This window comes from Cronobacter sp. HA18006 (genome assembly GCF_011605445.1).
Lineage (GTDB): Bacteria > Pseudomonadota > Gammaproteobacteria > Enterobacterales > Enterobacteriaceae > Cronobacter > Cronobacter sakazakii.
Genome location: NZ_JAANQB010000021.1, coordinates 1 through 20,790 on the forward strand (window position 1 = coordinate 1; position 20,790 = coordinate 20,790).

Annotated in this window: 18 protein-coding genes, 1 tRNA gene and 2 rRNA genes; 4 read left to right on the forward strand and 17 right to left on the reverse strand. The window is 55.3% G+C overall.

The window, feature by feature from the left end; all coding sequences use genetic code 11:
- The first annotated feature begins 3 nt into the window (after positions 1-3).
- The 3 genes from rrf (G9X48_RS12155) to rrf (G9X48_RS12165) all read left to right on the forward strand — a co-directional run bounded on the left by rrf (G9X48_RS12155) (position 4) and on the right by rrf (G9X48_RS12165) (position 362).
- A 5S ribosomal RNA gene (gene rrf / locus G9X48_RS12155) occupies positions 4-119 on the forward strand.
- 14 nt (positions 120-133) lie between these two features.
- Positions 134-209: transfer RNA gene (locus G9X48_RS12160), tRNA-Thr, on the forward strand.
- 37 nt (positions 210-246) lie between these two features.
- Positions 247-362, forward strand: a 5S ribosomal RNA gene (rrf, locus tag G9X48_RS12165).
- Positions 363-767: 405 nt separating this feature from the next.
- Here the strand turns inward: rrf (G9X48_RS12165) and G9X48_RS12170 are convergent.
- From G9X48_RS12170 to G9X48_RS12200, 7 genes are all read right to left on the reverse strand, one after another.
- Positions 768-1,526: an amino acid ABC transporter ATP-binding protein gene (locus tag G9X48_RS12170; protein WP_097640650.1), complete on the reverse strand. Its 759-nt coding sequence runs from the start codon at positions 1,524-1,526 to the stop codon at positions 768-770.
- Positions 1,527-1,534: 8 nt separating this feature from the next.
- Entirely contained in the window at positions 1,535-2,632 is a 1,098-nt protein-coding gene (locus G9X48_RS12175) for an amino acid ABC transporter permease (protein ID WP_004385333.1), read from the reverse strand.
- A gap of 2 nt (positions 2,633-2,634) precedes the next feature.
- Entirely contained in the window at positions 2,635-3,816 is a 1,182-nt protein-coding gene (locus G9X48_RS12180) for an amino acid ABC transporter permease (RefSeq protein ID WP_097640651.1), read from the reverse strand.
- A gap of 69 nt (positions 3,817-3,885) precedes the next feature.
- Positions 3,886-4,911: an amino acid ABC transporter substrate-binding protein gene (locus G9X48_RS12185; protein WP_004385331.1), complete on the reverse strand. Its 1,026-nt coding sequence runs from the start codon at positions 4,909-4,911 to the stop codon at positions 3,886-3,888.
- Positions 4,912-5,391: 480 nt separating this feature from the next.
- Positions 5,392-5,613, reverse strand: coding sequence for a hypothetical protein (locus tag G9X48_RS12190; RefSeq protein WP_007766599.1), 222 nt, complete (start codon positions 5,611-5,613; stop codon positions 5,392-5,394).
- A 348-nt stretch (positions 5,614-5,961) separates the two neighbouring features.
- Positions 5,962-9,081 (reverse strand): efflux RND transporter permease subunit, encoded by a 3,120-nt coding sequence (locus tag G9X48_RS12195; protein ID WP_097648061.1) that lies wholly within the window; start codon positions 9,079-9,081, stop codon positions 5,962-5,964.
- Between the two features lie 9 nt (positions 9,082-9,090).
- Entirely contained in the window at positions 9,091-10,233 is a 1,143-nt protein-coding gene (locus G9X48_RS12200; RefSeq protein WP_014729783.1) for an efflux RND transporter periplasmic adaptor subunit, read from the reverse strand.
- A gap of 380 nt (positions 10,234-10,613) precedes the next feature.
- On the opposite strand from G9X48_RS12200, the gene envR reads away from it, so the two are divergent.
- On the forward strand, positions 10,614-11,255 hold the full coding sequence (envR, locus tag G9X48_RS12205; protein ID WP_007872730.1) for an acrEF/envCD operon transcriptional regulator: 642 nt from the start codon (positions 10,614-10,616) through the stop codon (positions 11,253-11,255).
- Positions 11,256-11,306: 51 nt separating this feature from the next.
- Here the strand turns inward: envR and G9X48_RS12210 are convergent, their stop codons facing one another.
- The 10 genes from G9X48_RS12210 to aroQ all read right to left on the reverse strand — a co-directional run bounded on the left by G9X48_RS12210 (position 11,307) and on the right by aroQ (position 20,584).
- Positions 11,307-13,403, reverse strand: coding sequence for a bifunctional diguanylate cyclase/phosphodiesterase (locus tag G9X48_RS12210; protein ID WP_007872731.1), 2,097 nt, complete (start codon positions 13,401-13,403; stop codon positions 11,307-11,309).
- Between the two features lie 323 nt (positions 13,404-13,726).
- On the reverse strand, positions 13,727-14,023 hold the full coding sequence (gene fis, locus G9X48_RS12215; protein ID WP_000462905.1) for a DNA-binding transcriptional regulator Fis: 297 nt from the start codon (positions 14,021-14,023) through the stop codon (positions 13,727-13,729).
- Between the two features lie 25 nt (positions 14,024-14,048).
- Positions 14,049-15,014, reverse strand: a complete 966-nt coding sequence (gene dusB / locus G9X48_RS12220; protein ID WP_004387847.1) for a tRNA dihydrouridine synthase DusB — start codon at positions 15,012-15,014, stop codon at positions 14,049-14,051.
- A 99-nt stretch (positions 15,015-15,113) separates the two neighbouring features.
- Entirely contained in the window at positions 15,114-15,377 is a 264-nt protein-coding gene (locus G9X48_RS12225) for a hypothetical protein (RefSeq protein WP_014729781.1), read from the reverse strand.
- A gap of 214 nt (positions 15,378-15,591) precedes the next feature.
- Complete coding sequence (prmA, locus tag G9X48_RS12230; RefSeq protein WP_041460620.1) at positions 15,592-16,473, reverse strand: 50S ribosomal protein L11 methyltransferase; 882 nt, start codon at positions 16,471-16,473, stop codon at positions 15,592-15,594.
- Between the two features lie 8 nt (positions 16,474-16,481).
- Positions 16,482-17,936, reverse strand: a complete 1,455-nt coding sequence (gene panF, locus G9X48_RS12235; RefSeq protein WP_032989006.1) for a sodium/pantothenate symporter — start codon at positions 17,934-17,936, stop codon at positions 16,482-16,484.
- Positions 17,926-18,168 carry a YhdT family protein gene (locus tag G9X48_RS12240; RefSeq protein WP_004387843.1) on the reverse strand — a complete coding sequence of 81 codons (243 nt, stop codon included), beginning with the start codon at positions 18,166-18,168 and terminating at the stop codon, positions 17,926-17,928. Before G9X48_RS12240 ends, panF begins: the two co-directional genes overlap by 11 nt.
- Positions 18,169-18,273: 105 nt before the next feature.
- Positions 18,274-19,623 carry an acetyl-CoA carboxylase biotin carboxylase subunit gene (gene accC / locus G9X48_RS12245; RefSeq protein ID WP_007704799.1) on the reverse strand — a complete coding sequence of 450 codons (1,350 nt, stop codon included), beginning with the start codon at positions 19,621-19,623 and terminating at the stop codon, positions 18,274-18,276.
- Positions 19,624-19,633: 10 nt separating this feature from the next.
- Complete coding sequence (gene accB, locus G9X48_RS12250) at positions 19,634-20,110, reverse strand: acetyl-CoA carboxylase biotin carboxyl carrier protein (RefSeq protein WP_004387841.1); 477 nt, start codon at positions 20,108-20,110, stop codon at positions 19,634-19,636.
- Between the two features lie 21 nt (positions 20,111-20,131).
- Positions 20,132-20,584 carry a type II 3-dehydroquinate dehydratase gene (aroQ, locus tag G9X48_RS12255; RefSeq protein WP_004387840.1) on the reverse strand — a complete coding sequence of 151 codons (453 nt, stop codon included), beginning with the start codon at positions 20,582-20,584 and terminating at the stop codon, positions 20,132-20,134.
- Positions 20,585-20,790: the final 206 nt, after the last annotated feature.

Below are 20,790 nucleotides of genomic sequence, written 5' to 3' on the forward strand. Positions count from 1 at the left end.
TTGCCTGGCGGCTGTAGCGCGGTGGTCCCACCTGACCCCATGCCGAACTCAGAAGTGAAACGCCGTAGCGCCGATGGTAGTGTGGGGCCTCCCCATGCGAGAGTAGGGAACTGCCAGGCATCAAATTTAGTGTGCTGATATGGCTCAGTTGGTAGAGCGCACCCTTGGTAAGGGTGAGGTCCCCAGTTCGACTCTGGGTATCAGCACCAGTTTTTCGGTTAATGTTCGGCATTTAAAAAGAATTTGTCTGGCGGCTGTAGCGCGGTGGTCCCACCTGACCCCATGCCGAACTCAGAAGTGAAACGCCGTAGCGCCGATGGTAGTGTGGGGCCTCCCCATGCGAGAGTAGGGAACTGCCAGACATCAAATAAAGCAAAAGGCCCAGTCTGTCGACTGGGCCTTTTGCTTTTGCGTTGCTTGTCGGTGAATCGCCAGCTTAAGAAGAATAAATCCACCACACCTGGATTTTAACGTTTCGAGCAACGCTCCCGAAGATAGCGAACAGAGCACTGGCTCCAGCGTCTCGACATTAACAGAAAATCTTTCAGCCCAATTGTGCAGGGTTTTACTTTTGAGCGCTTCACCGCTTCATTGTAAAAGCCGACCGATCAACTTCCCGCCTTATCCCTGTTCTTACACCTGAATAGCAGGACACGTTCTCCAAACGCTAATTCGAAACGGCAAAAAAACGGCGCACTCCAGCCACATCGTCACGGTAAAAGAAAAAAGAGAGTACGCCCCACCAGAACGGCAGGGCGAAAGACCGATTAATGAATAACCTGAGAGAGAAAAGCGCGGGTACGTTCTGACTGCGGATTTGAGAAAAATGTCTGGGGCGGTGCCTGTTCGACAATCTCGCCGCGATCCATAAAGATCACCCGGTCTGCCACCGTGCGCGCAAACCCCATTTCATGCGTGACACACAACATCGTCATACCTGACTCCGCGAGACCAATCATCGTGTCGAGTACCTCTTTGACCATCTCCGGATCGAGCGCTGATGTCGGCTCATCAAACAACATAATTTTCGGCTTCATACACAATGAGCGAGCTATCGCCACGCGCTGCTGCTGTCCACCGGAGATCTGCCCCGGAAATTTATGCGCATGTTCTGCGATGCGTACTCTTTCCAGATAATGCATCGCCAGCGCTTCCGCCTCTTTTTTCGGAAGCTTACGCACCCAAATCGGTGCCAGCGTACAGTTCTGCAATACGGTCAGGTGCGGGAACAGATTAAAATGCTGAAACACCATCCCCACTTCTGTACGAACTTTTTCGATATTGCGCAGATCGTCGTTCAGCTCAATGCCATCGACCACGATGCGCCCCTGCTGATGTTCTTCCAGATGATTGATACAGCGGATCGTGGTCGATTTACCGGAGCCGGATGGCCCGCACAGTACGATGCGCTCCCCCTGTTTCACCTTCAGGTTAATATCTTTCAGCACGTGAAACTGACCGTACCATTTATTCACGTTTTCCAGCGTAATCATCGTGTCGGCAGGCTGCAGTGTAATTTGACTCATGGTTATCCTCAGTGCGGCGTACGCCCGGTGTGAAAGCGCTTTTCCAGATGCTGGCTGTAGCGCGACATGCTAAAGCAGAAGATCCAGTAGATCAGCGCGGCAAAAACATAGCCCTCCGTCGACATCCCGAGCCAGGCGGGATCGACGGTTGCTTGCTGGACGCTGCTGAACAGATCGAAAAGCCCGATAATAATGACCAGACTGGTGTCTTTAAAAAGGGCGATGATGGTATTGACCAGGCCCGGTATCACGAGTTTCAGCGCCTGGGGCAGGATCACCAGCCCCTGCGTTTTCCAGTAGCCCAGCGCCAGCGATTCCGCGGCCTCGTACTGGCCTTTGGGAAGCGCCTGCAGGCCGCCGCGAACCACTTCGGCCACATAGGCGGACTGGAACAGAATCACCCCGACCAGCGCGCGGATAAGCTTATCGATGCTTGTCCCTTCCGCCATAAAGAGCGGCAGCATGACAGATGACATAAACAGCACCGTAATAAGCGGAACGCCGCGCCAGAACTCAATAAAAATCACTGACAGCACGCGCACCACTGGCATCCGGGAGCGACGCCCCAGCGCCAGCAGGATCCCCAGCGGCAGCGCGCCGGCTATCCCCACCGAGGCGATAATCAGCGTCAGCGTAAGCCCGCCCCACTGACGGGTTTCAACCCGCTCAAGGCCCAGAAAACCGCCATACATCAGCCACCACACCACAAGGGGATACGCGATGGCCCAGCACGTGATGTAACGACCACGCTGCGGCAGGCCTTTCCAGAACATCGGCACAATCGACACCAGACCGACAATCAGCGCCAGATTAATGCGCCAGCGTTCGTCATGCGGATAAAGCCCATACATAAACTGGCCGAAGCGAGCGTGAATAAATACCCAGCAGGCACCTTCTTTGGTGCAGTCGGCGCGGGTGCTGCCCACCCAGTTGGCCTGCAAAAACGCCCAGTTCAGCAGCGGCGGGATCAGCTCCCACATCATCCAGAGACAGAACAGGGTCAGCAGGCTATTACTCCAGCTGGAGAACAGATTTTTGCGCATCCAGACCAGCGCGCCGCGGTTAACCGGACGCGCAGGAGCAGGCGATATCGCATTCGTCGTCATGATTAACGCTCCACCAGGGCTATACGCCGGTTATAAAGGTTCATCAGCAGCGAAATCGACAGGCTGATAATGAGATACACCGACATCGTGATAGCGATCGTTTCAATCGCCTGTCCGGTCTGGTTCAGCACCGTACCGGCAAACAGCGACACCATATCGGGGTAACCGATAGCGGCCGCCAGCGACGAGTTTTTCACAATGTTCAGATACTGGCTGGTTAACGGTGGAATAATGACGCGCATCGCCTGCGGGATAATGACCTGGCGCAGCGTGACCGGGTTTGGGAGACCTAACGAGCGGGCCGCCTCATGCTGGCCGTGCGGTACAGATAAAATCCCGGCGCGGATAATCTCAGCAATAAAGGCAGAGGTATAAACCGAAAGCGCCAGCGTTAGCGCCGCCAGCTCCGGTATAAGCGCCAGCCCGCCGTTGAAGTTAAATCCGCGCAGCACAGGCACATCCCAGTGCAGCGCCGGGCCGAATATCAGATGCGCCAGCAGCGGTAGCACGACAATCAGCAGTAAAAGCGAAGGCCAGGTACGCCGCAACTGGCCGGTTTTCATCTGGTGTTTCTTATTGAAACGATACATCCCGGCGGACAACGCGACCGCGATGACCAGCGCCGCCACAAAAGCCAGCGCGCCTTCCCCCGCCTCGGGCGAGGGCAGGTAAAGCCCGCGGTTGCTTAAAAACGCCAGATCGAACGCGCTGACTGCCTGCCGTGGGCCTGGCAAGTTGCGCAGCACTGCGAAGTACCAGAAGAAGATCTGTAACAGCGGCGGAATATTGCGGAACGTCTCAATATAAATCGTAGAGAGTTTACGCAGCAGCCAGTTATCAGAAAGCCGCGCAAGGCCGATAAAAAAACCGAGAAACGAGGCGAAAACGATACAGAGCGCGGAAACCAGCAGCGTATTCATCAGACCGACCAGGAAAACGCGGCCATACGTATCGCCTTCCTGGTAATCAATCAGATGCTGAACAATGCCAAACCCGGCGCTGCGATCGAGAAACGCGAATCCTGAGGTAATGCCCCGATTATTCAGGTTAGTAATGGTGTTATGAATTAAATACGCGGCGATGCCAAGCACGACAGCAATCGCCACAATCTGGTACAGCCATGCGCGAACCGCAGGGCTGGAAAGGGAAAGAGGGCCTTTCACGCCAGGGCGTCGATGGAACATAGGTAAACCTCAGGCAACCATAACTCTGGGCTGGGCGCCGCAACCGCGACGCCCGTAACGGCATACTGCTTAACGTACCGGCGGCGCGTACTGAATCCCGCCTTTATTCCAGAGATTGTTCTGGCCACGTTTGATCTTCAGCGGGCTTTCCTGGCCCACGTTACGCTCGAAGATCTCGCCATAGTTACCGACCTGCTTGATGATGTTATATGCCCACTTATTGTCGAGCTTCAGATCCTTGCCGTAGTCGCCTTCTTTGCCTAACAGGTGCGCCATATCCGGTGTGGAAGGGTTAGCCGCTTTAGCATCGACGTTTTTAGAGTCGATGCCCATCTCTTCGGCGTTCAGCATGGCAAACAGCGTCCAGCGCACAATGGAGAACCACTCGTCATCGCCGCGGCGAACGACCGGGCCCAGCGGCTCTTTGGAGATAACTTCCGGCAGAACAATCCATTCGGCCGGGTTGCTGAGCTTAATGCGCAGCGCGTAAAGCTGAGACTGGTCAGACGCCAGCGTATCGCAGCGCCCGGATTCCAGCGCCTTGGCTGACTCATCGGAGCGATCGAAAGTCACCGGCGTATATTTCATATTGTTGGCTTTGAAATAATCCGCCACGTTCAGCTCGGTGTCGGTACCGGCCTGAATACAGACGGTCGCGCCATCCAGCTCTTTTGCGCTTTTAAGGCCCGCTTTGTTGTGGGTCAGGAAGCCGATGCCGTCGTAATAGGTAACGCCGGTGAACGACATGCCCATGCCTGCATCACGGGATGATGTCCAGGTCGTGTTACGGGACAGCACATCCACTTCACCGGATTGCAGCGCGGTGAAACGCTCTTTCGCGGTCAGCGGGGTATATTTCACTTTTGAGGCGTCGCCAAAGACAGCAGCAGCCACGCCGCGGCAGACATCAACGTCAATACCGGTAAACTTGCCGCCGGCATCCGCATAGGAAAAGCCCGGCAAACCGTCACTGATGCCGCACTGTACAAAGCCTTTCTTTTTCACACTGTCCAGCGTGGCGCCCGCATGGGCCTGGTTAGCAACGGCGAACAGCGCGCCCGCGGCGGCCAGAGTGGCGATCATCATCTTCTTCATAATGCATCCTGTGTGGCGAGAATTATCGTTATAGATATAAGGCGACCGGGAGGCGCCAGTTTGCTGTCTGTGGCATAAGCCGCAGGGGATAAAGCAAAGGGAATGCCAGGTTTACATCAGGCATAAAAAGCCGCGCGCTGATGTAATAAGCGAAGTGTAGACAGAAAAGAAAAAAATAAGCGCACTGAAAAAGTGCAAAAAGACAATGCGCGCCACATTTTGGAGCAAAATAAGGAGCGTTTTATCGGTGCGGGAATAAAGATGATTCCCTGCGTTAATATTGCGGGGTCAATTACAGAAGAAACCTGTGAGATAACTCACGCAGGGAATTAAATTAACAATACATTCAGTCTTAAAAACGCGTCTGATAATGATGGCATTTTTATTATGCGCCAAAGCAATGCCAAAATTTTACTTTATAAAAATCCTCTGCACCGTTTTAAGGCAGAGAGGCGGGCGCTCTGGCCCGCCGATATCCGTTTATTTACTCAGCGCGATGATACCCATCGTCAACCCGGCGAGCGCGGCAGCACCGCCCGCGACGGCACCTGCGGTTTCCCAGTTATCCTGAGTCGTGCCTTTCATACAGGTATTGGTATGCACCAGACGGCCCTGATCGTCATAAACCGGCACGCAAGGGGAATCATGGGCGCAGCCAGCCAGTAACGTACACAGCAATGCGGCGGGAATTACTTTTTTCATCATGCACCTCTACAGAATAAATCGCCGTCCCGAAACGATTCGAATTAATAAATCGTGCATCAGCATCGGCCAATAAAAGAAGGTTATCACGCGTTCTGTCGTACGTTGAGCAGACAATAATTGCAATTCATGTGAAATGTAAAAATGATGGATGAACAGGGCGTGAAACGGGGTTAATGTGAAGAAAATATGAAGAATGGCGCTTTACGTTATCACGCACCGTTACGATGCCGGGAATAATAAGCTAATGGCAATAAGGGGTTATGGTGTTTGCAATGATAAAACAAAATATAAAATCAGATAAGCGGAATAAAACAAGGCGCCATGCTGGCGCCCTGTAATTCGCATTCAGGCATTGCCGTTCGGTTTTATAAAACGTCGGCGGATCACCACAAAAAAGACCGGCACGAAGAAAATCGCCAGCAGCGTGGCGCTCAGCATGCCGCCCATGACGCCAGTGCCGACCGCGTTTTGCGCGCCGCTGCCCGCGCCGCTATTCAGCACCAGCGGCAGTACGCCGAGAATAAACGCCAGCGATGTCATCAGAATCGGACGCAGACGTAAGCGCACCGCCTCAAGCGTCGCTTCCATCAGGCTGTGGCCCTCTTTTTCCATCAGATCTTTGGCGAACTCCACAATCAGAATGGCGTTTTTCGCAGAGAGTCCAATGGTCGTCAACAGGCCGACCTGGAAATAGACGTCGTTATTAAGACCGCGCAGCGATGCCGCGAGCAGCGCGCCGATAATCCCCAGCGGCACGACCAGCATCACCGAGAACGGAATCGACCAGCTTTCATAAAGCGCCGCCAGACACAGGAACACTACAATCAGTGAAATGGCATACAGCGCCGGCGCCTGATTGCCGGAGAGCCGCTCCTGATAAGAGAGCCCGGTCCAGTCATAGCCGATGCCTGTAGGCAGCTTAGCGGCGAGGCTTTCCATCAACGCCATCGCTTCGCCGGTACTTCTGCCAGGTGCCGCCTCGCCGAGGATTTCCATCGACGGCATCCCGTTATAACGCTCCAGGCGCGGCGAACCGTAGATCCAGCGAGACGTGGTAAATGCGGAGAGCGGCACCATATCGCCGCCGCTGCCGCGCACGTACAGCGTATTGATATCTGATGGCAGCATGCGGAATGGCGCATCGGCCTGTACGTAGACTTTTTTCACGCGGCCACGGTCGATAAAGTCGTTCACGTAGGTGCCGCCCAGCGCTGTCATGATGGTCTGGTTGATATCCGGAATCGACACGCCCAGCGCCTGCGCTTTCTCCTGATCGACATCCAGTTTGAACTGCGGCGTATCCTCAAGCCCGTTCGGGCGCACGCGCGTCAGCAGATCCGGATGTTCGCGTACCATACCGAGTAGCTGGTTACGCGCCTGAGTGAGCGCATTATGCCCAAGGTTGGCCTGATCCTTCAGCTCGAAGTCAAAGCCGGTCGCGGTGCCCAGTTCAAGAATAGCCGGAAGGTTAAACGGAAATACCAGCCCGTCCTGAATTTTGCCGAATGCCCGCCCCGCGCGGGCGACAATGGCTTCGACGCTGTTTTCATGGCCGGGGCGTTCTTCCCACGGTTTCAGGCTGATAAACGCAATCCCGGCGTTCTGGCCCTGGCCGCTGAAGCTAAAGCCGCTGACGGTAAACACCGATTCCACATTCGCTTTCTCATCGTTGAGATAGTAATGGGTTACCTGGTCGAGAACCTGCTGGGTACGCGCCTGCGTCGCGCCTGACGGCAACTGCACCATCGTCATGAAGACGCCCTGATCTTCCTCCGGCAGAAAGGAAGTCGGCAGGCGCACAAACAGCACCGTCATACCGGCGACAATGAGCAGATAAAGCACGAGATAGCGCCCGGTTTTATGCAGGATGCCGCCCACACTCTGCGTGTAGTGATTAACGCTTAAATCAAAACGCGCATTGAACCAGACGAAAAATTTCGCTTTCTTCGCGTGATGATCGTCACTTACCGGTTTGAGCAGCGTGGCGCACAGCGCGGGGGTGAGGATCAGCGCTACCAGCACGGAAAGCGCCATGGATGAGACGATGGTGACAGAAAACTGCCGGTAGATAGCGCCGGTAGAACCGCCAAAGAACGCCATCGGCACGAAAACGGCGGAGAGCACCATCGCGATACCCACCAGCGCGCCCTGAATCTGGGACATCGACAGCTGTGTCGCCTCTTTGGGCGGCAGCTTTTCTTCCACCATCACGCGCTCGACGTTCTCGACCACCACAATGGCATCATCAACCAGCAGCCCTATCGCCAGCACCATGCCGAACATGGTCAGGGTATTAATGGAATAGCCGAACGCCGACAGCACGGCGAACGTACCGAGCAGTACGACGGGCACGGCAATGGTAGGGATGAGCGTCGCCCGCAGGTTTTGCAGGAACAGATACATCACCAGGAAAACCAGAATGATGGCTTCAAACAGGGTTTTCACCACTTCGTGAATAGAGATTTTCACAAACGGCGTGGTGTCGTAGGGGTAAACCACTTTCATGCCCTGCGGGAAATAGCGCTGCAGGTCGGCAAGCGTGGTTTTAATCGCCTTTGCGGTATCCAGCGCGTTGGCGCCGGTAGCGAGTTTGATCCCAAGCCCGGTGGCAGGCTGACCATTAATTTTGGTCAGCATATTGTAGTTCTCACCGCCAAGCTCAATGCGCGCCACGTCGCGCAGACGCACCTGCGAGCCGTCCGGGTTAACCTTCAGCATTACCCGGCCAAACTCCTGCGGATCTTTCAGACGCGTCTGGGCGATGATCGAGGCGTTAAGCTGTTGTCCCGGTACGGCAGGCGTGCCGCCAAGCTGGCCTGCGGCTATCTGGTTATTCTGCGCTTTCAACTGGTTGATGATATCCAGCGGCGTCAGCTGATAATTATTCATCGCATGCGTATCGAGCCAGATGCGCATGGCGTACTGCGCGCCGAACAGCTGCACGTCGCCGACGCCGTTGGTACGGCTGATGGTATCTTTCACATCGGAAGAGACGTAGTCGGCGATATCTTCCTGCGTCAGCAACGGGTTGTCGCTGATAAAACCGGCGACCAGCAGAAAGCTGCTACTGGATTTCTCGACGCTCACGCCCTGTTGCTGAACCTCCTGCGGCAGCAGCGGCATGGCGAGCTGCAGTTTATTCTGAACCTGCACCTGGGCGATATCCGGATCTGTCCCGGAGGTAAAGGTGAGCGTAACCGTCACGCCGCCCGCGGAGTCGCTGGTGGAGGACATATACATCAGGTTATCGATGCCGTTCATGTTCTGTTCGATAACCTGCGTCACGGTGTCCTGTACCGTCTGCGCGTCTGCGCCCGGATAGGTGGCTGAGACGGCGATGGCCGGTGGAGCGATGGTCGGGTACTGGGCGATGGGCAGTTGCAGAATCGCCAGCGCGCCCGCCATCATCATGATGATCGCCAGAACCCAGGCGAAAATGGGGCGTTGAATAAAAAAGTTAGCCATGACGTCACCTTACTTCGCAGGCGCAGAAACAGGCGTGACAACAGCGCCTGGATGCGCTTTTTGCAGCCCGCTGACAATCACTTTTTCGCCCGTTTTGAGGCCGCTTGTGACAAGCCAGGTATCGTTAATCGCCTGGCTTGTGGTCACGCTGCGGTTTTCCACCTGGTTTTTTTCATTAACCACCATCACCATCGCCTCGCCGCGTGGCGTACGCGTCACGCCCTGCTGCGGTACCAGAATCGCGTCAGGCTGAACGCCTTCGTGAATGCGGGCGCGTACAAACATGCCGGGCAGCAGAAGATGCTGCGGGTTCGGGAAAATGGCGCGCAGGGTAATCGAGCCGGTGCTCTCATCCACCGTCACATCAGAGAACTGCAACTGGCCTTTCAGCGGGTAGGTGTCGCCGTTTTCCATCACCAGTTCGACGTTGCCGTCATTGGCTTCTTTTTCAACGTTCCCCTGCGCCATCGCGTTTTTCAGGCGCAGGAAATCGGTGCTGGACTGGGTGACGTCCACATACATCGGATCGAGCTGCTGAACGGTCGCCAGTTCGCTCGCCTGGCTACTGGTGACAAGCGCTCCTTCGGTGACGTTCGATTTGCCGATGCGACCACTGATTGGCGAGGTCACTTTCGTCCAGGCAAGATTGATTCTGGCGCTCTCCAGCGCCGCTTTGGCCGCCGTCACGCTCGCCTCGGCCTGATGCGCGTTCGCCACCGCCTCGTCATATTCCTGTTTGCTGATGTACTGCGTGCCCGTCAGCGCCGCGTAGCGTTTTACGGTCAGGCGGGCCATCTCGGCGGCTGCCTGCGCTTTCGCGAGACTGCCTTTGGCGTTCTGCCACGCGGCCTGGTACACCGCTGGATCTATCTGGTACAGCGAGTCACCAGCGTTCACATCCGCGCCTTCAGTAAAGTTACGGCTGAGGATAATACCGCTCACCTGCGGGCGAACCTGGGCTATGCGAAAAGCGCGGGTGCGTCCCGGCAATTCGGTCACGACCGCGACGGGAGAGGGTTTTACGATATGCACGGTCACTTGCGGTGCGGCAGCGGCAGGTGCTTCATTCGTTTGATTATCACAACCTGTCATCCCTGACACACAGAGGTACAGGCCAAGGGGCATAAGCAGAAGCCTGGCATAATTGGTCATTGCTGTTCCTTGATTAGCATAAATACAAAATCCACCGTCGGGCCGGTAGCAGGAATACGGGTGAGATAAAATTAACAGGGCGCTATCGTACAAATAATTTTGCGTCTGTGTCAGTATTCCTTATTTATTCGGACGGGGAAAAGCACCAGAAAGCAAAGGAAGCGCTTCATTTATTTTTGTTTTTATGATTTCCGAAAAGCTTTTGTTACCAGCTGCGAATAAGTCTTTCTGGGTTGAAATATATTTATTGTTTTTATTTTATTATTTCAAATATCACCAAAATCTATATATAAAAATCACACGCTTCAACATTAAAGCTGTGATAAAAAACGACGGCAATTATTTGATTCGTCCCCCGCCAGGAAAAGGCAAGGTGATTTATGGCCCGGAGAACCAAACAAGAGGCGCTTAAGACGCGTCAGCAGCTCATCGATGCCGCCATCTTTACGTTCGCTGAGCGCGGTGTCGCGCATACCACGCTTACGGACATCGCGCAGGCCGCGCAGGTGACGCGCGGCGCGGTGTACTGGCATTTCGCCAGCAAAGCGGAGCTGTTTAATGAAATCTGGCAGCAGCAATTACCCGTCAGGGAGATTATTCGCCCAAACATTCCGGAAGAGGCATGGCGGGATCCATTACGATTATTACGCGAAACGTTTATTGCCGTGCTGCAATATATCGCCAGCAGTCCGCGACAGCGCGCGTTGTTGCAAATTCTTTATCGTAAATGTGAATTTGATGAAGAGATGATGCCGGAGAGTGAAATCCGCGAGCGAATTGGTTTCAGTCGGCATTATATTGGGGAATTATTACGGCGGGGCATTGCGGATAAACAGATAGCCGGTTCTCTGGATGTCGATATTATGTTAACGATTTTACACGGCTGCCTGAGTGGTATTCTTAAAAACTGGTTATTTCAGCCCGACGCGTGCGATCTTTTCAGACAAGCTCCCGCGCTGGTGGACAACATTTTGCGCATGCTGCCGCGACCGGAAAATAACGGCTCTCAATCGGGAAAATGAAAAATAACCGTCACGCCAGCCGTGCCGTCGCCGCTGGCGTGACGGTTAGCGTTATCCGTTTTCTTCGGTGGCCGTGGCTGACTGCGGATGCTCAAGATTGTCGCCTTCACGGGTGATTACTTCCGGTGCCAGCGGTTTACCGAGCAGATAGCCCTGTAAGGTATTGCAGCCAAGTTCAGTAAGGAACTGCTGCTGCTCAACGGTTTCCACGCCTTCCGCGACCACCCGCAAATTCAGGGTTTTCGCCAGCGCCACGATGGCGGAAACAATAGTCGCGTCTTCGCCCTCGGCACGCAGCTCATTAACAAACGCGCGGTCGATTTTCAGCTCGCTGGCGGGCAGCCGCTTCAGATAGAGCAGGCTCGAATAGCCCGTGCCGAAATCATCAATCGACGCTTTAACGCCAAGCTCGGTAAGCCGGGTCAGCAGGCGCACGCTTTCATCCGGATTGCTCATCGCCGTGGTTTCGGTCACTTCCAGAATCAGTTTCTCCGGCGCTATCTGATGACGCTCAAGACAGCTCATCACCATCTCCACCAGACCGGGCTGTTCAAACTGCATGGTCGAGAGATTGACCGCGACCGACCAGGCGTTGTGGCCCGCCTGATGCCATTCATTCAACTGACGGCAGGCTTCGTCCAGCACCCATTCGCCAATGCTGATAATCATCCCGGTTTTTTCGGCGAGCGGGAGAAATGCGTCAGGTGACAGTAATCCGTATTGCGGATGCTGCCAGCGCAGCAGCGCCTCAAAGCCCACTACCGGTCCGGACGGTGCCTGGAATTTTGGCTGATAAACAAGGCGCAGCTCTTTACGCTCGCGCGCAAGCCAAAGATCGTTCATCAGCTGCAGCTGGGTCTGCGCCTGGGTATTCATCGACGGCTGGAAAAAGCTATAACCGTTACGGCCGGTATGTTTGGTGTGATACATCGCGGCGTCAGCATTAAACAGCAGTTCGCGGCCATTTTTGCCGTCGTGCGGGTAGAAGGCGATGCCGATGCTGATAGTCACTACCAGTTCATAGGGCTCAACGGCAAAAGGACCGTCAATCGCGTGCACCAGCGCGTTGGCGAGCGCCGCCGCGTCGTTGGGCTGATCGGTTTCCGCGAGCAGGACAAACTCATCGCCGCCGATGCGCGCAAGCGTAAATTGTCCTTTGAGTTGCTCCTTGAGACGTTCGGTCACGGCAATCAGCAACTGGTCGCCTGTGTTATGGCCGTAGGCGTCATTGACGGCCTTAAAACCGTCGAGATCCATAAACATCAATGCAAAGCGGCTTCCTTCACGATCGGCTTTGCGAATCGCCTGATCGAGACGATCTTCCAGCAGAATACGGTTCGGCAGTCGCGTGAGCGTATCGTGCAGCGCGAGCTGGGCGAGCTCTTTATTGGCTTCTGCAAGTGAAGAAGCGAGCAGCGAGGTGCGCGCTTGTAAACGCGCATCGAACATTGAGACGAGCAGTGAAATCGCGAGGATGGCGAGCGTCACCAGCGTCACGACCAGCGCCAGCCAGCGGGTGTTGACGCCCATATGTGTGGCGTGCGTATGGCCGGGGAAATTGGCCGCCATCATGCCGGTATAGTGCATACCCGCGATGGCAATCCCCATAATAATGGCGGCGCCTGCGCGCATCAGCGCGACGTTGCCGACATCCTGACGCAGCCGAAATGTCAGCCACAGCGCGGCGACGGAGGCGAGCAGAGCAATGACTATCGACAGCGCCACCCATCCCCAGGCCCAGACAATCCCAGGCTCCACCAGCAACGCTGCCATACCGGTATAGTGCATCGCCGCAATCCCGCATCCCAGCACCAGCGAGCCCGGGATCAGTCGCGACACTTTCAGTTCAGCACCGCACACGAGCCACAGTGCAAACAGCGCAGAGCCGATGGCGATAAGCAACGATGCCGCGGTAATCAGAGGGTCATAGCTCAGCGTGACGGGCAGGCTCATCGCCAGCATGCCGATAAAATGCATCGCCCAGATGCCGATGCCCATTGCGACGCTGCCGCCGACCAGCCAGATGCGTGCTGCGCTGCCGCTGCTGGTGGTGACGCGACCGGCCATATTCAGCGCGGTGCTTGACGCCAGAATGGCGACAACAAACGAGGTGACAACAAGAATATGGTCGTAATGACTAACCAGCATGGCGTCTCATCCAAAATAGGGTCGTGCATCCTCAGGCCTTGCCTGGCGGGCCTGCGGGGTAGAGAGGAGCGCTGAACATTATCACTGCCGAAAATCCGGCGAAAGCGATTTAAGACCCCTTAATGACAATGGATTTGACAGGTATAACCGTGTTCAGCAATGTCGCTACGGCGCCGATATTTCTGGCACGATACTGTCATTAGTGTAGCGCGGAGCGGGTATTTGTCAGGCCAGGCGGGAGAGCGGCGGCGGGAGAGTGGAAAACAAAAAAGGCGCTTCCCCATGCCGGTTCGCGCCTTTTTAATCAGCTTAACTAAGCGAACTTAGTTCATGCCGTATTTTTTCAGTTTCTTACGCAGCGTACCGCGGTTGATACCCATCATCAGCGCAGCGCGGGTCTGGTTGCCGCGGGTGTATTGCATCACCATGTCCAACAGGGGCTGTTCTACTTCAGCCAGTACCAGCTCATACAGGTCATTCACATCCTGACCATTCAGTTGAGCAAAATAGTTCTTCAGTGCCTGTTTTACCGAGTCACGCAGGGGCTTTTGAGTCACCTGATCCTGAGAGTTAACGGTAGAAACGGTCAGTACGTCAGAATTTACGCGTTGTTCGAACATAGTTCTGTCAGCTCTTTATTTCTGTTTACGCAAAATTTTCGAAGTATGCCTCCAACGCCTCCAGCTGTTCGCTGGCATCCTCTATGGCGTTGAATGTGCGCCGAAACTGGTCATCTGGAGCATGTTCCTGGAGATACCAGGCCACATGTTTACGCGCGATTCGGTACCCCTTTGCCTGGCCGTAAAAGTCATGCAATTCCCGAACGTGCGCGCAAAGCAAACGCTTAACCTCTGCCAGAGGCAGAGGGGGCAGCAACTCCCCAGTGTCCAGATAGTGCTGGATTTCCCGGAAGATCCAGGGTCTTCCCTGAGCCGCGCGACCTATCATCAGAGCATCAGCCCCTGTATAGTCGAGCACAGCCCTGGCTTTATGCGGGGAAGTAATGTCGCCATTCGCAATAACCGGAATGGAAACCTTCTGCTTAACTGTCCGAATGCTGTCGTATTCTGCGTTGCCCTGAAACAAGCAGGCGCGCGTGCGGCCATGAATCGTCAGCGCCTGAATACCACATTCTTCAGCCAATTGGGCAATTTCTACACAGTTACGGTTAGCCGGATCCCAGCCGGTGCGAATTTTCAGCGTAACGGGAACGTCCACTGCGTTGACTACCGCGGTCAGGATAGACTTCACCAGATCGGGGTATTGCAGAAGGGCTGAACCAGCCAGCTTGCGATTCACTTTCTTAGCCGGGCAACCCATATTGATATCAATAATCTGGGCGCCGTTATCCACATTAATACGTGCGGCTTCCGCCATCTCTTCGGGTACGCTGCCGGCGATTTGCACGGTGCGAATACCCGGTTCATCCACATGTACCATCCGCAACCGGGATTTATCGCTCGCCCAGACTTCCGGGTTAGAGGACATCATCTCAGAAACGGTTAATCCTGCTCCCATCTCGTAGCACAGCGTCCGAAACGGTCTGTCTGTAATGCCAGCCATCGGGGCTGCGATCAGGCGATTTCTGAGCTGGTAGTGTCCGATACGCATGAGTGAAGAAATGACCATACTGTGCCTGCAAGGCGGCGTATATTACGCATTTTTTGCACGAGATGAAAGGCCAAACTTTGAACAATCCGATGCGACAGATCAATGAATCGGCATCTGTACCGATTCCCCTAATAAATTAAACTTAACAATCATAAAGTTAAGAAGAATCGCCGAAAAAACGTGCGCAAAAAAAATCCCTGAAATCGTGCTTTTTTTAACGAAACGGCAGGCGCGCAAGCGGGATAAACGGCGATAAATTGCGCAAATCAGGCGATAAAATGCGATCCGTGTCTCGTTGTTGGCATGGTGAATCGTTCTGTGAAGGGCATCGGCGCTGGGGAAAAGGGATGTGAAGGTTTTCACCCGTAGTGAATTATTCTGCTTCCTGTGTGGGTTGAAGTAATGCTCTCCATTGCATATTGATGTGGTGAATCATTACCCGTTTGACGGCGCGCGGCTCCCTGTGAACAACACTGCGTGCCGATAAACTATCAGCATGTCAGACCGTGAGAGAAATAAAAAAGCGCGGACAGGCCGCGCTTTTCAGCTCATCACGCTTTCAGAAGGCGTGGCAACCTTAGCGCTTCACGCCGGTAATACGGCACCACTCTTCTTTTTCCACGACCGGATCGAGCGTAAACAGCGGCTCATAGGCCTCGCATACGCTCTGTGCCTGGCTTGCCAGGATACCGGAAAGCCCGAGTAAGCCGCCCTGTACCGGCAGCACACTAATCAGCGGTGCCAGTTCGCGCAGCGGGCCTGCGAGAATGTTGGCGACCACGACGTCGGCCCGCATATCGGCAGGCTGGTTTTCCGGCAGATACAGTTCCAGACGCTCCGAGACGCCGTTGCGCTCGGCGTTATCGCGGCTCGCCTGAATCGCCTGTGGATCGATATCCACACCGATCGCTTTCGCCGCGCCAAGCTTCAGCGCGGCGATAGCCAGAATGCCGGAGCCGCAGCCGAAATCGATAACGGTTTTACCAGCCAGATCCAGCCCGTCGAGCCATTGCAGGCAGAGGGAAGTGGTGGGGTGTGTGCCGGTGCCAAACGCCAGGCCCGGATCGAGCATCACGTTTACAGCGTTTTCATCCGGCACGTCGCGCCAGCTCGGGCAGATCCACAGACGCTCGCCGAAGCGCATCGGGTGGAAATTGTCCATCCACTCGCGCTCCCAGTCTTTATCTTCCAGCTGCTCGATTTTATGGGCGAAGCCCGCACCGAGAAGCGGGGCGTTTTCCAGCATGGCGACCACGTCCTGCATGTCCGTTTCCGCGTCAAAAAGGCCGATCACGTCCGTATCGCCCCACAGGCGCGTTTCACCCGGCAGCGGCTCGAACACCGGCGTGTCGTGGGTGTCCTGGAAGGTCACGGAGACCGCGCCGCTTTCCATCAGCGCATCGCTAATCTCTTCGGCATTAGCGCCAGTGGTGTTTATTTTCAGTTGGATCCAGGGCATGGCATTACTCATTCATTAACAGAGGAAACAGGCGCGGCCTGCGGAACCGGGCGACCAAAAAGGTTGCCCACCACAAAAGCCAGCAGACTTAGCAGCAGGGACGGCACAATCGGATGAAAGCCGAACAGCTGTATTTTAAACGTGGCGAGCAGTGCGTAAAGCACGCCGCCGACAATCATGGCCGAAAGCGCGCCTGCCGCATTGGCACGCTCCCAGTAGAGGCCCAGCACCAGCGGCCAGAGGAACACGGCTTCCAGACCGCCAAAGGCCAGCAGATTGAGCCAGATAATCATTTCAGGCGGACGCCAGGCGGCCAGCAACAGCAGGACGCTCAGGATTATCGTAATCAGCGACGACATCCGCTTGAGGCGTTTCTCGTTGTGGATCTCCGCCGGACGCAGGTTCAGCCACAGATCTTTGACGATCGTCGCGGAGGACTGCAACAGCTGCGCGTTGATCGTCGACATGATCGCGGCCATCGGCGCGGCGAGGAAGATCCCGGCGGCGAAGGGCGGCAGCACGGTCACCATGAGTGTTGGGATAACCAGATCCGGAACGTGCAGGTCAGGCAGCACCGCGCGGCCCAGCGCGCCGGCGAGATGCATCCCCAGCATCAGTATCGCCACGACAATCGTGCCGAGAATAATGCCGCGATGCACTGCTTTGCTGTCTTTATACGAGATACAGCGCACCGCCGTGTGCGGCAGGCCAATCACCCCAAAGCAGACCAGCACCCAGAATGAAGTCATAAACGTTGGCGACAGAATATCGTCCGCGCCCTGCGGCGATACCAGCTTCGGATCGATATGCTGAAGTTTATCGACCGCGTCGTGCAGGCCGCCCGCCGCATGGACTACGCCCACCAGCAGGACGATAGTGCCGATAAGCATCACCAGCCCCTGAAGCGTGTCATTGAGGACACTGGCGCGAAAGCCGCCGAACGCGGTGTAGAGCGCAATACTGATGCCGAAAATCAGCAGGCCGGTTTCGTAAGGGATCCCCGCCGCCGTTTCCAGCAGACGTGCGCCGCCGATGAACTGCACCGTCATAGCACCAATGAAAGCGACCAGCAGACTCAGGCTCGCCAGCCACACCAGCAGGCGGCTCTGAAACCGCGCGTAGAGCATATCGTTGAGCGTCACGGCGTTATAGCGCCGCGCGAGGATAGCGAATTTTTTACCGAGAATGCCGAGCGACAGCCAGACGGCGGGCAACTGGATCATGGCCAGCAGCACCCAGCCGAGCCCATATTTATAAGCCGCACCCGGCCCGCCGATAAACGAGCTGGCGCTGATATAGGTCGCGGTCAGCGTCATCGCCAGCACCACACCGCCCATCGAACGGCTACCGAGGAAATATTCGTTCAGGAAATTGCCGCTGCTGCGGCGCTTCATCGCATACAGCGACAGGCCAAATACCACCAGCAAATAGGCGACAAGCGGCACTATGACGTCATGCTGCATCGTTATCCTCCAGAGGAATATCGCGGAAAATCACGCGCACCATGAGCCAGCAAAGCAGAATAAACAGCAGCGGCACCAGCAGGCAGGCCATCTCAAACCAGTGCGGCAGGCCGGTGAAGCCCTGTTGCGAATCAGGTAAGTAAGCGGCCACCAACCAGGCGGCGAGATAGAGGAGGGTCAGCCACAGCGCCCAGCGCGCTTCTTTGTGGGCCTGAACAAAGCGTTTGTCCATTGTCATACCCTGTCAGTGAAGAAAGCGGCGATTGTACCCTGGCACTTTCGGGGAGGCACAAAAAATAAAGGCCAGCAGAGCTGGCCTTGTGCAGGGAAACGGGGCTTATTTCTCTTGCAGGCCCAGTTTCTTCTCCAGATAGTGGATGTTTGTGCCACCGTGCTGGAAGTTTTCATCGTTCATGATGCGGGTTTGCAGATCAACGTTGGTTTTGATGCCGTCGATGATCAGCTCCTGCAGGGCGTTACGCATACGGGCCAGCGCCACGTCGCGGTTTTCGCCATAGCAGATGAGCTTGCCGATCATGGAATCGTAATACGGCGGTACGGTATAACCGGCGTAGATATGCGATTCCCAACGAACGCCAAAGCCGCCCGGCGCATGGAAGCGCGTGATTTTACCCGGGCTTGGCAGGAACGTGTTCGGGTCTTCGGCGTTGATACGGCACTCGACCGCATGGCCTTTAACTACCACTTCTTCCTGTTTGATAGAGAGCGGCTGACCGGCAGCGATACGCAGCTGCTCTTTGATCAGGTCAACGCCTGTGATCATCTCGGTCACCGGATGCTCTACCTGAATACGGGTATTCATCTCAATGAAGTAGAACTCGCCGTTTTCAAACAGGAACTCGAACGTACCCGCGCCGCGGTAGCCGATATCGACACACGCTTTCGCGCAGCGCTCGCCGATGTAGCGGCGCAGTTCCGGGGTAATGCCCGGTGCCGGCGCTTCTTCGACGACTTTCTGGTGACGACGCTGCATGGAGCAGTCGCGTTCCGCCAGATAGATAGCGTTGCCCTGACCGTCCGCCAGCACCTGAATTTCGATGTGACGTGGGTTTTCCAGGTACTTCTCCATGTAGACCATATCGTTGTTGAAAGCGGCTTTTGCTTCCGCTTTGGTCATGGAGATAGACTGCGCCAGTTCAGCATCGCTGCGCACAACGCGCATACCGCGACCGCCGCCGCCGCCAGACGCTTTGATAATGACCGGGTAGCCGATGCGTTTCGCATGGGCGCGGTTCTTATCCATATCATCGCCCAGCGGGCCGTCGGAGCCCGGTACGGTCGGTACGCCCGCTTTCTTCATGGCAGTAATCGCAGACACTTTGTCGCCCATCAGGCGAATCGTGTCGGCTTTCGGGCCAATGAAGATAAAGCCGGACTGCTCAACCTGCTCGGCAAAGTTGGCGTTCTCAGAGAGGAAGCCATAGCCCGGGTGAATCGCCACGGCGCCGGTAATTTCAGCGGCAGCGATGATGGCCGGGATGTTCAGGTAACTTTTGACTGACGGCGCCGGACCGATACACACGGTCTCGTCTGCCAGCAGTACGTGTTTCAGGTCGCGATCCGCGGTGGAATGCACAGCGACAGTCTTGATGCCCAGTTCTTTACAGGCACGAAGAATACGCAGTGCGATTTCGCCGCGGTTAGCGATGACAATTTTATCCAGCATGTTCGCCTCGTTATTCGATGACAACCAGCGGCTCGTCAAATTCTACTGGCTGACCGCTTTCCACCAGGATCGCTTTCACGACGCCTGCTTTGTCGGATTCGATCTGGTTCATCATTTTCATCGCTTCAACGATGCACAGGGTGTCGCCTACGTTGACTTTCTGGCCTACTTCCACAAACGCTTTCGCATCCGGGCTCGGGGTACGATAGAAGGTACCAACCATCGGGGAACGTACGATGTGACCACTGACTTCTGCGGCAGCCGGCGCTTCTGCTGCCGGAGCGGCGGCAGGAGCAACAGCGTTGGACAGGGCTTGCGGCTGCTGCTGCATCATCGGCGCGGCATACGCCTGCTGCATCACCGGGAAGCCTGTATTGGCCGGGGAGCGGCTGATACGTACAGACTCTTCGCCTTCAGAAATTTCCAGTTCAGCGATGCCTGATTCTTCAACCAGCTCGATCAGTTTTTTAATCTTACGAATATCCATGAGTGGGTTCCGTACTCTTGTTTAGTGTGATTGTGACAGGCGTTTGACCGCCGTCTGTAACGCATAGGTATAGCCATCGGCACCTAATCCGCAGATGACGCCGGCGGCAATATCCGAAAGGTATGAATGATGCCGGAAAGGCTCTCGGGCGTGCACATTGCTCAGGTGGATCTCGATAAACGGGATATTCACCGACAGCAGCGCGTCGCGCAGCGCCACGCTGGTATGCGTAAACGCGGCCGGATTGATCAGGATATAGTCAATCTTGTCTTTAGCCTGATGAATTCGGTCAATAAGCGCATATTCAGCGTTGGATTGCAGGTGATCGAACGAGACATTCAACTGCTTTGCAACAGCGGCGAGCTCGTTAACAATTTGTTCAAGCGTCTGTGTACCGTACTTCTCCGGCTCACGCGTGCCCAGCATGTTAAGGTTCGGGCCGTTTAAAAGCAAAATGTGAAATTTCTCGGTCATCCTGGCGCTATCTCCTGCCATCTTCCGGTAAATGTCAAAATATACCTTCATCGTCTGGTTGTCACCCGTCGGCGTGTAAAAAGCCGTGGGTGAAAAACCAAAGTCGCACATTATAACGATTTCGTAGCATTTGGCAGCTAAATACTGGTCTTATCAGGGAAGATTATCAACCACCCTCAGGAAAACGTTATCGGGTAATAACAGAA

Excerpts from the sequence above, each read along its gene's own strand:
- G9X48_RS12170 (WP_097640650.1), bottom strand. The coding sequence starts at position 1,526 with ATGAGTCAAATTACACTGCAGCCTGCCGACACGATGATTACGCTGGAA.
- G9X48_RS12175 (WP_004385333.1), bottom strand. The coding sequence starts at position 2,632 with ATGACGACGAATGCGATATCGCCTGCTCCTGCGCGTCCGGTTAACCGC.
- G9X48_RS12180 (WP_097640651.1), bottom strand. The coding sequence starts at position 3,816 with ATGTTCCATCGACGCCCTGGCGTGAAAGGCCCTCTTTCCCTTTCCAGC.
- G9X48_RS12185 (WP_004385331.1), bottom strand. The coding sequence starts at position 4,911 with ATGAAGAAGATGATGATCGCCACTCTGGCCGCCGCGGGCGCGCTGTTC.
- G9X48_RS12190 (WP_007766599.1), bottom strand. The coding sequence starts at position 5,613 with ATGAAAAAAGTAATTCCCGCCGCATTGCTGTGTACGTTACTGGCTGGC.
- G9X48_RS12195 (WP_097648061.1), bottom strand. The coding sequence starts at position 9,081 with ATGGCTAACTTTTTTATTCAACGCCCCATTTTCGCCTGGGTTCTGGCG.
- G9X48_RS12200 (WP_014729783.1), bottom strand. The coding sequence starts at position 10,233 with ATGACCAATTATGCCAGGCTTCTGCTTATGCCCCTTGGCCTGTACCTC.
- envR (WP_007872730.1), top strand. The coding sequence starts at position 10,614 with ATGGCCCGGAGAACCAAACAAGAGGCGCTTAAGACGCGTCAGCAGCTC.
- G9X48_RS12210 (WP_007872731.1), bottom strand. The coding sequence starts at position 13,403 with ATGCTGGTTAGTCATTACGACCATATTCTTGTTGTCACCTCGTTTGTT.
- fis (WP_000462905.1), bottom strand. The coding sequence starts at position 14,023 with ATGTTCGAACAACGCGTAAATTCTGACGTACTGACCGTTTCTACCGTT.
- dusB (WP_004387847.1), bottom strand. The coding sequence starts at position 15,014 with ATGCGTATCGGACACTACCAGCTCAGAAATCGCCTGATCGCAGCCCCG.
- prmA (WP_041460620.1), bottom strand. The coding sequence starts at position 16,473 with ATGCCCTGGATCCAACTGAAAATAAACACCACTGGCGCTAATGCCGAA.
- panF (WP_032989006.1), bottom strand. The coding sequence starts at position 17,936 with ATGCAGCATGACGTCATAGTGCCGCTTGTCGCCTATTTGCTGGTGGTA.
- G9X48_RS12240 (WP_004387843.1), bottom strand. The coding sequence starts at position 18,168 with ATGGACAAACGCTTTGTTCAGGCCCACAAAGAAGCGCGCTGGGCGCTG.
- accC (WP_007704799.1), bottom strand. The coding sequence starts at position 19,623 with ATGCTGGATAAAATTGTCATCGCTAACCGCGGCGAAATCGCACTGCGT.
- accB (WP_004387841.1), bottom strand. The coding sequence starts at position 20,110 with ATGGATATTCGTAAGATTAAAAAACTGATCGAGCTGGTTGAAGAATCA.
- aroQ (WP_004387840.1), bottom strand. The coding sequence starts at position 20,584 with ATGACCGAGAAATTTCACATTTTGCTTTTAAACGGCCCGAACCTTAAC.